This window comes from Corynebacterium sp. AOP40-4SA-5 (assembly GCF_052377355.1).
Lineage (GTDB): Bacteria > Actinomycetota > Actinomycetes > Mycobacteriales > Mycobacteriaceae > Corynebacterium.
Window position 1 is genome coordinate 51,544 of sequence record NZ_JBQSWS010000005.1, and the last position, 12,238, is coordinate 63,781.

Sequence of the window (12,238 nt, forward strand, 5' to 3'; positions counted from 1 at the left end):
CTATGGGAACCAGTAAGCCCCACCCCCACAACCAGACCCCGGACTTCGACTACGACGAGGCCCTGCAGGCCTTCACCTCGCCGAAGTCCTCGGTCGACGGTGTGGCCGTCGGCAAGACCATCGGCGACAACGCGCCGCACGAGGTCGGCCAGCAGCAGCAGTGGCAGTTCGACAAGGAGCACTTCAAGCTCGTCTCGCCGCTGAACCGTGCGAAGTTCCGCATCCTGATCGTCGGCACCGGCCTGGCCGGTGGCGCCGCCGCAGCCGCCCTCGGTGAGCTCGGCTACGACGTGAAGGTGTTCACCTACCACGACAGCCCCCGCCGCGCGCACTCCATCGCCGCGCAGGGTGGCGTGAACTCCTCGCGGTCCAAGAAGCTGGACAACGACTCCACGTACAACCACACCAAGGACACCGTCAAGGGCGGTGACTACCGGTGCCGCGAGAACGACTGCTGGCGCCTGGCCATGGAGTCCGGCAAGGTCATCGACCACATGAACGCCATCGGTGCCCCGTTCTCCCGCGAGTACGGCGGAACCCTGGCCACCCGTTCCTTCGGTGGTGTGCAGGTGTCCCGCACCTACTACACCCGTGGACAGACCGGTCAGCAGCTGCAGCTGGCGACCACCGCCGCGCTGTACCGTCAGATCGGTGCCGGCAACGTGGAGATCTTCACCCACTCCGACGTCCAGGACATCATCGTCGACGACGGCGTGTGCAAGGGCATCGTGACCCGAAACATCATCACCGGCGAGCTGTCCACCCACACCGGGCACGCCACGGTGCTGGCCACCGGCGGTTACGGCAACGTGTACCACATGTCCACGCTGGCCAAGAACTCCAACGCCAGCGCGATCATGCGTGCCTACGACCAGGGCGCCTACATGGCGTCCCCGTCCTTCGTGCAGTTCCACCCGACCGGCCTGCCGGTCAACTCGGACTGGCAGTCGAAGACGATCCTGATGTCGGAGTCGCTGCGTAACGACGGCCGCATCTGGACCCCCACCACCAAGGGCGACGAGCGCCACCCCAACGACATCCCCGAGGACGAGCGCGACTACTTCCTCGAGCGCCGTTACCCCGCGTTCGGCAACCTGGTGCCCCGTGACATCGCCTCGCGTGCGAACGCGCAGCAGATCAACGGCGGTTACGGTGTGGGCCCGAAGAAGAACTCGGTGTACCTGGACCTCACCCACGCCATCAAGAAGCTGGGCGAGGACACCATCCGCGAGCGCTACTCCAACCTCATCCAGATGTACGAGGAGGCGATCGGTGACGACGCCTACAAGGAGCCGATGCGCATCGCCCCGACCTGCCACTACACCATGGGTGGCCTGTGGACGGACTTCCACGAGATGACCTCGATCCCGGGGCTGTTCTGCTCCGGTGAGTCGTCCTGGATGTACCACGGCGCGAACCGCCTGGGTGCGAACTCGCTGCTGTCGTCGTCGGTGGAGGGCTGGTTCACCCTGCCGTTCACCGTCCCGAACTACATCGCCCCGCTGCTGGGCCAGGACGTGCCGGACGCCGAGTCGGACGCAGCGAAGGACGCGCTCAAGCGCGCCGACGAGCGTATCGACAAGATCCTCAACATCCGTGGCTCCGACCCGCACGGCGCGGAGTACTACCACCGCCAGCTCGGTGAGATCCTCTACCGCTGCTGCGGCGTGGCCCGCACCGTCGAGGGCATGCAGTCCGGCATCGAGGAGATCCGCAAGGTCCGCGCCGACTTCTGGGAGAACGTCTTCGTCCCCGGTGGTCGCGACGAGATGAACCAGCAGTTGGAGAACGCCCTGCGTGTCGCCGACTACCTGGACCTCGGTGAGCTCATGTGCGTCGACGCCCTGGACCGTGACGAGTCCTGTGGCGCCCACTACCGCGAGGACCACCTCGACGAGGACGGCGAGGCCGAGCGTAACGACGACGAATGGTGCTTCGTCTCCGCCTGGGAGCCGGGCGAGAAGCCGGAGACCTTCGTGCGTCACGCGGAGCCCCTGTACTTCGACCGCATCCCGCTGATGACAAGGAACTACAAGTAATGAAACTGCATCTTGAGATCTGGCGTCAGGCGGACCACACCTCGGAGGGACACTTCGAGTCGGTGGAGGTCCCCGATGCCGAACAGGCAATGTCCATCCTGGAGTTGCTCGACCACGTGAACTCCAAGTACGTCGAGGCCGGCAAGGAGCCCTTCGCCTTCGCCTCCGACTGCCGTGAGGGTATCTGCGGCACCTGCGGCCTGCAGGTCAACGGTCGTCCCCACGGCCCCGACAAGAACAAGCCGGCCTGCCAGCAGCGGCTGAACAGCTTCACCGACGGTGACACCCTCAAGCTGGAGCCCCTGCGCTCCGCGGCGTACCCGGTGATCAAGGACATGGTCGTCGACCGGTCCGCCCTGGACCGCGTCATGGAGAAGGGCGGCTTCGTCTCGATGGCCGCCGGTACCGCACCGGACGCCGACAGCCTCCTGGTCAACCACGAGGACGCCGAGCTCGCCCTCGACCACGCCGCCTGCATCGGCTGCGGTGCCTGCGTGGCAGCCTGCCCGAACGGTGCCTCGCACCTGTTCACCGGCGCGAAGCTGGTGCACATGACGCTGTCCCCGCTGGGTCGCACCGAGCGTGGCCGTCGTGCCAAGAACATGGTCGACGAGGCCGAGGGAACCTTCGGCCCGTGCTCGCTCTACGGCGAGTGCGCCGACGTGTGCCCGGCGGGTATCCCGCTGACCGCCGTCGCAGCGATCACCAAGGAGCGTGCCCGCGCCGCCATCCGCGGCAAGGCCGACTAGCACCCCGGGGGATTCCCCCCGGGCATCGGGAGTAGGCACCCGCCGACACCCGTGCGCTAGAATCATCACGTCACCCGGGCAGAAAAGGGCGCCGGGCACACCGAAAGACGAAAGAGGATGACGATGTCCGCAGATCTCGACACCAAGGGCAAGTTCTCGGCCTCGCCGGACTACCTCGACGGCTACGTGCCGTCCAGCTGGGATGCACCGCACTCCTCGCTGCAGCGTGCCACGACCTGGCTGTCCATGGCACTGCTGATGCTGGCTGTCTCCCTGATGGGCGTCGGCATCTTCGGTTTCGCCGCGGCCAGCGTGGACGCGCAGGAGAACGGCGTGACCATCGGCATCGTCGGCTGGGCCGTCGGTTTCGTCCTGCTCATCGCCTCCTTCATCGGCATTCACATCGGCCGTACCGGTACCCGCAACTACCGCAAGGAGACCGGCCGCGTCTTCTGACGCACCAGCCTCCTCCCGCACCTCCAGCGGGCCTCCGACCCCCGTTTTCCGCCAGCTGCCAGACAGTGCCGGCGGGACGGGGGTCGAGCCATGTCCGTACCGTCTCCGAGCCGTCTCTGAGCCGTCTCCGAGCCATGTCCGTCACGGGTGGAATAATGGGGCGGGTGACGACACCTGAGAACACCAGCACCGCCGACGGACGACTCGCCGTCCCCGGCCCGTCCCCCGAGTCCGAGGCCGAACGGCGCCGCGACCTGCGACGGCACAAGGCCTTCGCCACCAGCCTGCTGGTCATCGCCACGCTGATCTACCTCGTGTGCCGCTGGCTGGAGGCGACCGGACGCGACGGCGGCTGGACCGGCTACGTCCGCGCCGCCAGCGAGGCCGGCATGGTCGGCGCCCTGGCGGACTGGTTCGCCGTGACCGCCCTGTTCCGCCACCCGCTGGGCATCCCGATCCCGCACACCGCGATCATCAAACGCAAGAAGGACCAGGTCGGCCACGCCCTGAGCTCCTTCGTGGGCGAGAACTTCCTCAATGCCGCGCTGATCACCGAGAAACTCGGACAGGCGCGCATCCCCGAGCGGGCGGCGGACTGGGTGCTGGACGGGGGAGGTGCCGAACGTACCGGTGCCGAGGCATGCCGCCTCGTGGACCTGGTGGTCAACGGGGTGGACCCGGCGGAGGCCGAACAGCTGATCCGCACCCTGGTGATCGACAAGGTCTCCGAACCGACCTGGGGCCCGCCGCTGGGCCGTGGGCTTGAACAGCTCATCAGCGAGGGACGCACCGAACCCGTCGTTGACGCGGTGGTGGTGTGGCTGGACGACAAGGCCCGCGACAGCGAGGACCTCATCGTCCGTCTGCTGGACGAGAGGACACCGAGCTGGGCGCCCCGGTTCGTCCGCGACCTCGTCGGTGACCGGGTGTACCGCGAGGTCGTGCAGTTCACCGGCGACGTGCGCGAGAACCCCGAGCACGAGGCCCGCCACGCCATCCGCCGGTTCATCGGCCAGCTCGCCCAGGACCTGCAGCACGACCCGGCGATGATCACCCGGGTGGAGAACCTCAAGGGCGACATCATGAACTCGCCGACCGTGCAGGCCCTGCCGGGCACCCTGTGGGAGTCGGTGCGCTCCACCCTGACGACCATGGCCCGCGACGAGGACTCGCTGCTACGCACGAAGATCGTCACCTGGGTCACCGACTTCGCCACCCGGGTGCGCACCGAGCAGGAGCTGCGGGACTCCCTGGAGACGCGCATCGTGCGCGCGGCGTCCTACCTGGCGGAGAACTACGCCGGCGAGGTCACCGGCATCATCGGCGAGACCGTGGAACGCTGGGACGCCGACGAGGCCAGTGACCGTATCGAGCTGATGGTGGGCAAGGATCTCCAGTTCATCCGGGTCAACGGCACCGTGGTGGGGTCCCTGGCGGGTCTGACGATCTACACGGTCTCCGAGCTGCTGTTCACGGTCATGTGAGGTCGGATAGACTCGGTAGCCATGATTGAACTTGTGAACATGGCGTTCAAGGGCCTGGCCTATCTCCAGGTCGGCTTCCTGGTCCTCGTGGTCGTCGGGGCGGTCTGGGGTGCGATCCAGGTCGCCATGACCCGGGACGACGCCTTCACCGTGATCGACCGGTCGAAGCAGAACTGGCTCCTGCTGCTCGGCGGGACCGCCGTGGGCGTGCTGGTGCTCGGGCCGTTCATCAGCTTCATCTGGATCGCTGGCGCGGTGATCGTGGGCATCTACTGGCAGGACATCCGCCCGTCGATCCGCGACGTGCTCGGTAACGCACAGTGACCGACGGTTTCGAGGCCTCCCACGTCGACCCCTCCCGGGTCGAGCTGGTGATGCTCGACCCCGCGTCCACCCGGCAGGACGCCGCCCGGGTCACCGGGCAGGCCACGGCCCACGGCTGTGCGGCCGTGTGCCTGCCGCCGACGTTGTTCCCGCTGCGCGACGTCCCGGAGGACCTGCGCCTGGTCGCCGTCGCCGGGTACCCCAGCGGCAAACACCACCCGTTGGTCAAGGGCAGTGAAGCGCACATGTCGATCGTCAACGGCGCCCACGAGGTCCACGCCGTCGTGGACGCCGCGAACGTGGTCGCCGCAGACGTGAACGCACTGATCAGCGAGATCGTCACCCTGCGTGAGGCCGTGCCGTACCCGGCCACGCTCCAGGTCGCGGTGGGGGGACCGGACACCGACCTGGCCCTGGACGACGACAGGATCCTGGCCTTCTGCCGCGCCGCAGCCACCGCCGGGGCGGACATGGTAGCCGTGCCCCACGGATGGACGGCCGCGGCGGCACAGGGTGCTGTGCCCGTGAAGGCCACCGGCGTGCGCACCGCCGCCGACGCGGCCTGCGCGCTGGGCGCCGGAGCCCGACGGGTCGCCGTGGCGTCCGACGCGCTCGGTGACGTGCTCGGGGAGACCCCTCAGGCGTAGTTCGCCGCCACCTGCTCCGGGAAGTTGCGCTCCACGGGCTTGCGGCGAAGCTTCAACGACGGGGTGAGTTCGGCGTCCTCCACGGTGAGGTCACGCGGCAGGATCTGGAAGCGTTTGACCTGCTCCCACCTGTTCAACGAGGAATTCAGCTCGTCCACGTAGTCCTGCACCATCTCGTGGGTGCGGGGGTCGGCGGCGACCTGCGCGTAGCCGCCGGGTACCCCCTCGCGCTGTGCCCAGGCCAGCAGCGGGTCCTCGTCCAACGCCACCAGGGCACTCACGTAGGGGCGTCCCTCGCCGATGACCACGAGGTTCGACGCCACGGGGCACAGCCCCTTGAACGTGGCCTCCATCAACGCCGGTGCGGCGTATTTGCCGTTGGAGGTCTTGAACAGCTCCTTCTTGCGGTCGGTGATGCGGATGTAGCCGTCGGCGTCGAGGTCACCGATGTCGCCGGTGTGCATCCACCCGTCGTCGTCGAGCGCCTCGGCGGTGGCCTCCGGGTTGTTGTGGTAGCCGTCCATCACCCCGGCGCAGCGGAAGAGGATCTCGCCGTCGTCGGCGATGCACAGCTCCACGCCGTCCAGCGGACGCCCGATGCGTCCGGTGCGGTAGGCCTCCGGCATGCCCAGGCAGGAGCCGCCGCCGGACTCGGTCATGCCGTAGGCCTCGAGGATCATCATCCCGGTCGCCCCGAACCACCGGGAGATGTCGGTGTTCAACGCGGCGGACCCGGAGATGAAGTAGCGGACGCGTCCGCCGAAGCGTTCGCGGATGGTGGAGAACACCAGACGGTCGGCGATCCTGGCCTGGATCCGGTCGAGGCGGGAGGCGGTCGTGGAACCGTCGCCGTGGTCGGCCTCGAAGACCTTCGAGCCCACACGGCTGGCCCAGTGGAAGAGGCGCTCCCTGATGCGCAGCGGGCCCGGGTCGTCGGCCATCATGGTGACGATGCCGTTGTAGGCCTTCTCGAAGATGCGCGGTGCCGAGCCCATGAACGTGGGCTGCACCACGGGGAGGTTCTGCACGATCCAGTCGACGCGGCCGTCGATGGCCGACTCGAACCCGATGTAGAGCGGCATGGTGAGCAGCAGCTTGCCCATCACGTGCGACAGCGGCAACCACAGGAACTGCTTGTCGTCGATGGTGAGGTTCGTGCCCGGGGAGGTGCGTTCCAGTGTGCCCGCCATCGCCAGGACCTCGAAGACCAGCACCCGGTGCGGCAGCAGCACGCCCTTGGGGCGGCCGGTGGTCCCGGAGGTGTAGATCAGGGTGGCGAGGTTGTGGAGGTCGGTGGAGTCGATGCGCCCGTCGATCTCGCCGGGATCGGTGACGAGCCGGTCACGTCCGCGGGCGCGCAGGTCGTCCATGGTGATCACCCAGGATTCGTCGCCGGACAGTTCCCCGGGCAGATTCCCGGGCACCTCGCCCTCCAGCAGGACCACCGTGCGTATCTTCGGCAGGCGGTCGCGCAGGCCCGTGAGTTTGGCGAGCTGTGCGGCGTCCTCCACGAAGACGATCTCGCTGTCGGAGTCGTCGAGGATGAAGCAGACGTCGTCGGCCAGGGTGGTGGGGTAGACGGTGACGGTCGCGGCGGCGGCGTAGACGATGCCGTAGTCGGCGAGCGCCCACTCGTAGCGGGTGGTGCAGGCGATCGCGACGCGGTCCTCGGGCTGCACGCCCAGGGAGATCAGTCCGGCGGCCACCTCGACCGCCTGTCGGCCGACCTCGCCCCAGGTCAGGGTCACCCACTTGTCTGGGTCGGTCGTATCAGGATTGGCGGGGTCGGGGAATGAGAAGGCGCGACGCTCGGGCGTCGCGGCCACGCGGTCGCGCAGCAGGTGGCCGGTGGAACGGATCGCGGGGTCGAAGGTGGTGAGGTCGGTGGTGGTCACGGTCGGACTCCTTCACGTGGTGGGGTAGAGGGCGGTGATGTCGGCGGCGAAGTGCTCCATCACGGGGCGGCGCCGCAGCTTCAGTGACGGGGTGAGCTCCTGGTCGTCCACCGAGAGCTCGCGGTCCAGGATCCGGAAGCGCTTGACCTGCTCCCAGGGGTTGAGGGTGGTGTTCAGTTTGTCGACGTAGTCCTGCACCATCGCGTGGGTCCGCGGGTCGGCGGTGACGCCCGCGTAGTCGCCCGGCACGCCGGTGCGCTGTGCCCAGGCGGCGAGTGCGGCCTCGTCCAGGGCGATCAGGGCGGTCACGTAGGGACGGGACTCGCCGACGACCACGATCTGCGAGGCCACCGGGCACAGGCCCTTGAACCGGGCCTCCGTGGGGGCCGGGGCGACGTACTTGCCGTTGGACGTCTTGAACAGCTCCTTCTTGCGGTCGGTGACCTGCAGCCGGCCGTGTGGGTCGAGGGTGCCGATGTCCCCGGTGTGCAGCCAGCCGTCGTCGGTGAGTGTCTCGGCGGTCTGCGTCGGGTTGTCGTGGTAACCGGCCATGACCCCGGGGCCGCGCACCAGGATCTCGCCGTCGTCGGCGATGTCCACCTCGAAGCCGTCCAATGCGGCGCCGACGGTGCCGGGCCGGTTGGTGTGCGGCAGACCGAGGGTGGCCACGTTGGTCTCGGTCATCCCGTAGCCCTCCAGGATCGACAGTCCGGCGGCACCGAACCAGCGGGCGACGTCGGAGTTCAGCGCCGCCGAGCCGGAGATGAAGTAGCGGATCCGCCCGCCGAACCGGGCCCGGACCTTGGCGAAGACCAGGCGGTCGGCGAGCCGGGCCTGAAGCCGCTGCCACCGTGTGGTCGAGGCGGCGTTCCCGTCCCCGGCCCCGTCCCCGCCGGCGGCGTGGACCTCGACCGCCACCCGGGACGCCCACTGGAACAGCCGCTCCCTGACCCGCCACGGTCCGGGGGCCTCCGCGGTCATCGTGGTGATGCCGGTGTAGGCGTTCTCGAAGATCCTCGGCACGGAGGCCATGAACGTCGGACGGCTCGCCCCGATGTTGTCCACGATGCGGTCGATGCGCCCGTCCACCGTGGTCTCGAAGCCGATGTGCACCGGCAGCAGGATCATCAGCTTGCCCATGACGTGGGCCAGGGGAAGCCAGAGGAACTGCTTGTCGTCGATGCCCAACAGCGTGTCCCCGCTGTTCACGGTCCTGTCGATGCTGCGGACCTGCCCCGTCCACACCCGGTGGGGTAGGAGCACGCCCTTGGGCGTGCCGGTGGTGCCGGAGGTGTAGATCAGCGTGGCCAGGTCGTCCGGGCCGGTGGCGTCGGTACGTGCGGCGACGGCGTCCGGGTGCTCCCGCAGGTGCCCGCGCCCGCGGCGGGCGAGTTCGTCGAGCGTCACCACCCAGTCGTCGGGACGGTCCGGGATGTCGTTGTCGAAGACGACCACGGTGTGGACGTCCGGCAGCTCGTCGCGCAGGGCGGTGAGCTTGGCCAGTTGGCAGGCGTCCTCGGCGAAGACGACGCAGCTCCCGGAGTCGCCGATGATGTGCCGGACGTCGCGGGCCACGGTGGTGGGGTAGACCGCCACCGTGGCCGCGCCGGCGCACATCGTGGCGTAGGTGGCCACCACCCAGTCGTAGCGGGTGGTGCTGGCGATGGCGACGCGGTCGCCGGCGTCGACGCCCAGGGTGATGAGCCCGGCGGCGAGTTCGTCGGTGTGCCGGCCGACCTGCGACCAGGTCACGGAGGTCCAGCCGAGGTCGGTGCCGGTGGCACCGGTGGTGGTGGTCGTAGGGTGGGTGAAGGCGCGGCGGTGCGGGGTGTCGGCGATTCGTCGGCGCAGCATGCGTCCGACGGTGTCGTCCTCCGTGCTCGTGGTCATGGGTGGTCCTCCGGTAGACCTATTGTTGTAAAACCTAAGTACGTCGGGACGGACGTGTCCCGTGGTGCCGGTGCGACGGGAAAAGGGGGGAGGGGAGGAGCGTCAGTCGTTGCGCTTGATGTCGGCGAGGATCGCCGACCAGGTCTCCAGTGCGCTGCGCTGGTGCGAGCGGGTGTCCACCAGCACCGAGCCGAGCCCCAGTCCGCGGGCCACGTCCAGGGTCAGTCCCAGCAGACGCCGGGTGCGCTGGTCGGACAGGTCGGCGTTCAGGGCCAGGCCGGTGAGCTGGTAGACCTCACGGCCGTAGCGTGCCTCCGCGGGGATGATGAGTTCCCGCAGGCTGGCATCCGTGCTCGCCGCTGCCCAGATGTGCAGGGCGGCGTGGAACGGGCGGTTGCTGAAGAACCCGAAGACCAGCTCCAGGACCTCCGTGACGGGGGCGCCGTTGCTGCCGGTCGACAGGTCGGCGACGCTGCGACGCAACTGCTGGGTGCGCTCGGAGAAGAACTCCTCGAGTGCGGCCTCGACGAGGGAGTCGCGGGTGGGGAAGTGGTGCTGTGCGGCACCACGGGAGACCCCGGCCCGGGCGGCGACGGCGCTCACCGTCGTCGCGGGGAAACCGTCGTCCGACAGGGTGTCCAGCGCAGCCTCGAGCAGGCGACGTCGCGTCACCCTGCTGCGCTCCTGCTGGGCCACCCTGCTCGGCACCGGTCTCCCACTCTCCTCGGTCATTGGTCAGTCACTCTAACACCGTCGTCACGGCGGTCGGACCTCACGCGGCCCAGTTCGGCGGGCGCTTCTGCAGGAACGCGGTGATCCCCTCGAGCGCCTCCGGCGTGGCGAAGAGCTCGGCGGACTTCTCCGCCAGCGCCGCGGCACCGGTGTCGAACCCGTCGACGACATCCCGGTTGATGATCGCCTTGGTCTCCCTCAGCCCCTGCGGCGAGCAGCGCACCAGGTTCTCCGCGGTGTCGCGGGCCTGCTGGTGCGGGTCGTCGACCACCGCGGTGATGAATCCGTGGTGTTCGGCGGTCTCGGCGTCGAAGCGCTCCCCGGTGAGCAGGTAGCGCGACGCGGCGCGGGACGCCAGGCGGGGCAGGACGGTCAGGGCGATCATCGCCGGCGCGACGCCGATGCGCGTCTCGGTCGTCGCGAAGGACGACCCGGGCGAGGCGAACACCATGTCGCAGGCGGCGGCCAGGCCCACGCCACCGGCCCGGACGTTGCCGTCCACCACCGCGGTGACCGGCTTCGGCAACTCCACGATGGTGCGCAGCAGCGCGATGAAGTTGGCGGTGACCTGCTCCGGCGGGGTGTCGCCGACGGCGGCGAGGTCCGCGCCGGAGCAGAACGTGGTCCCGGTGTGGTCCAGGATCACGCTGCGCACCGCGTCGTCCCGCGCCGCGGCCCCCAGTGCCTCGGCGAGGTCGCTGATGAGCTGTGGTGACAGTGCGTTACGACGGTCCGGCGCGTCGATGGTGATGCGCGCGGTGTTGTTCTCCGTGCTGGTGGTGATGGCCATGGTCGGCCTCCTTTCGGGGTGGACGTGGGGCGGTCAGTAGCTCTTCGGCAGGCCCATGACGGTCTGCGCGACGTAGTTCAGCAGCATCTCGCGGCTGACCGGTGCGATGCGCGGCAGGCGGGAGGCGGCGTACATGCGGGCCAGGCCGTACTCCGAGGTGAGGCCGTTGCCGCCGAGGGTCTGCACGGCCTGGTCGATGGAGCGCGCGGAGACCTCGCCGGCGGCGTACTTGGCCATGTTCGCCGCGGTGGCCGCACCGTCGAGGTCGCCCTGGTCGAAGCGGGCGGCGGCGTTGCGGCACATCAGGCGTGCCTGCTCCAGCTCGATGCGGCACTGGGCCAGCGGGTGGGACAGACCCTGGTGGGCACCGATGGGGGTCTTCCAGATGACGCGCTCGTTGGCGTACTTCACGGCGGTGTCCAGGGCGTAGCGGGCCATGCCGGTGGCCATCGCGGTGGCGATGATGCGTTCCGGGTTAAGGCCGACGAAGAGCTGGAAGATGCCGGCGTCGCTGTCGCCGACGAGGTCCTCGTCCTTGAGTCGGACGTCGTCCATGAACAGGGTGTACTGCGACTCCGGCAGCATCACCTCGGTGGGGATGTGGGACTTGGAGAAGCCCTCGGCGTCGGTGGGCACCATGAACAGGGCGGGCTTGAGCTTGCCGGTGCGCTCGTCGTGGGCGCGGGCGACGATGAGCACGGCGTCGGCCTGGTCCACACCGGAGATGAAGGTCTTCGACCCGTTGAGCACCCACTCGTCACCGTCCTTCTTGGCGGTGGTGGTGATGTTGTGGCTGTTGGTGCCGGCGTCGGCCTCGGTGATGCCGAAGGCGCTGATGAACTCGCCGGAGGCGATGCCCGGCAGCCACCGCTGCTTCTGGTCGGGGGTGCCGAAGGCGGCGATGATCGACCCGCAGATCGCGGGGGAGACGACGAGCATCAGCAGTCCGCAGCCCTCGGAGGAGAGCTCCTCCTGGACGATGGACAGCTCGAGCAGGCCGGCTCCGCCGCCGCCGAACTCCTCCGGCAGGCTGACACCGACGAAGCCGAGCTCGCCGGCCTCCTTCCACAGTTCGGTGGGGTACTCGTCGGCGTCGGCCTTCTTGACCATGTACTCGTAGCCGTACTTCTTGGCGAGGGCGCGCACGGTCTTGCGCAGCTCCTCCTGCTCGGGGGTGTCGTTGAGGGGCATGCTGACCTGGGGCTGTGACATGGGTTTTCTCCTTGGAAAGT

11 protein-coding genes are annotated in these 12,238 nt (G+C 68.8%); 6 read left to right on the top strand and 5 right to left on the bottom strand.

Annotated features, from left to right (window positions below; genetic code table 11):
- The first annotated feature begins 2 nt into the window (after positions 1-2).
- From ACT3S3_RS04305 to ACT3S3_RS04330, 6 genes are all read left to right on the top strand, one after another.
- Positions 3-2,039, top strand: a complete 2,037-nt coding sequence (locus ACT3S3_RS04305; RefSeq protein WP_301443327.1) for a fumarate reductase/succinate dehydrogenase flavoprotein subunit — start codon at positions 3-5, stop codon at positions 2,037-2,039.
- Positions 2,039-2,788, top strand: a complete 750-nt coding sequence (locus ACT3S3_RS04310) for a succinate dehydrogenase/fumarate reductase iron-sulfur subunit (RefSeq protein WP_301443328.1) — start codon at positions 2,039-2,041, stop codon at positions 2,786-2,788. Before ACT3S3_RS04305 ends, ACT3S3_RS04310 begins: the two co-directional genes overlap by 1 nt.
- Positions 2,789-2,911: 123 nt before the next feature.
- On the top strand, positions 2,912-3,244 hold the full coding sequence (locus ACT3S3_RS04315) for a hypothetical protein (RefSeq protein ID WP_301443329.1): 333 nt from the start codon (positions 2,912-2,914) through the stop codon (positions 3,242-3,244).
- Positions 3,245-3,399: 155 nt separating this feature from the next.
- Positions 3,400-4,728 carry a DUF445 domain-containing protein gene (locus tag ACT3S3_RS04320; protein WP_301443333.1) on the top strand — a complete coding sequence of 443 codons (1,329 nt, stop codon included), beginning with the start codon at positions 3,400-3,402 and terminating at the stop codon, positions 4,726-4,728.
- Positions 4,729-4,749: 21 nt separating this feature from the next.
- Positions 4,750-5,052 carry a DUF2516 family protein gene (locus ACT3S3_RS04325; RefSeq protein WP_301443330.1) on the top strand — a complete coding sequence of 101 codons (303 nt, stop codon included), beginning with the start codon at positions 4,750-4,752 and terminating at the stop codon, positions 5,050-5,052.
- Positions 5,049-5,699, top strand: a complete 651-nt coding sequence (locus ACT3S3_RS04330) for a 2-deoxyribose-5-phosphate aldolase (RefSeq protein WP_441582108.1) — start codon at positions 5,049-5,051, stop codon at positions 5,697-5,699. The genes ACT3S3_RS04325 and ACT3S3_RS04330 overlap by 4 nt, the downstream gene beginning before the upstream one ends.
- On the opposite strand, the gene ACT3S3_RS04335 is transcribed toward ACT3S3_RS04330, so the two are convergent.
- The 5 genes from ACT3S3_RS04335 to ACT3S3_RS04355 all read right to left on the bottom strand — a co-directional run bounded on the left by ACT3S3_RS04335 (position 5,690) and on the right by ACT3S3_RS04355 (position 12,197).
- Positions 5,690-7,594, bottom strand: coding sequence for an AMP-dependent synthetase/ligase (locus ACT3S3_RS04335; protein ID WP_444626340.1), 1,905 nt, complete (start codon positions 7,592-7,594; stop codon positions 5,690-5,692). The genes ACT3S3_RS04330 and ACT3S3_RS04335 overlap by 10 nt on opposite strands.
- A 12-nt stretch (positions 7,595-7,606) precedes the next feature.
- A complete protein-coding gene (locus ACT3S3_RS04340) occupies positions 7,607-9,484 on the bottom strand; it encodes an AMP-dependent synthetase/ligase (protein ID WP_444626342.1) in 1,878 nt (625 codons plus the stop codon).
- A gap of 102 nt (positions 9,485-9,586) precedes the next feature.
- Positions 9,587-10,216 (bottom strand): TetR/AcrR family transcriptional regulator, encoded by a 630-nt coding sequence (locus ACT3S3_RS04345; RefSeq protein ID WP_301442731.1) that lies wholly within the window; start codon positions 10,214-10,216, stop codon positions 9,587-9,589.
- 40 nt (positions 10,217-10,256) lie between these two features.
- Entirely contained in the window at positions 10,257-11,006 is a 750-nt protein-coding gene (locus tag ACT3S3_RS04350; protein ID WP_301442732.1) for an enoyl-CoA hydratase family protein, read from the bottom strand.
- A 33-nt stretch (positions 11,007-11,039) separates the two neighbouring features.
- Positions 11,040-12,197, bottom strand: coding sequence for an acyl-CoA dehydrogenase family protein (locus ACT3S3_RS04355; protein WP_301442738.1), 1,158 nt, complete (start codon positions 12,195-12,197; stop codon positions 11,040-11,042).
- Positions 12,198-12,238 lie beyond the last annotated feature (41 nt).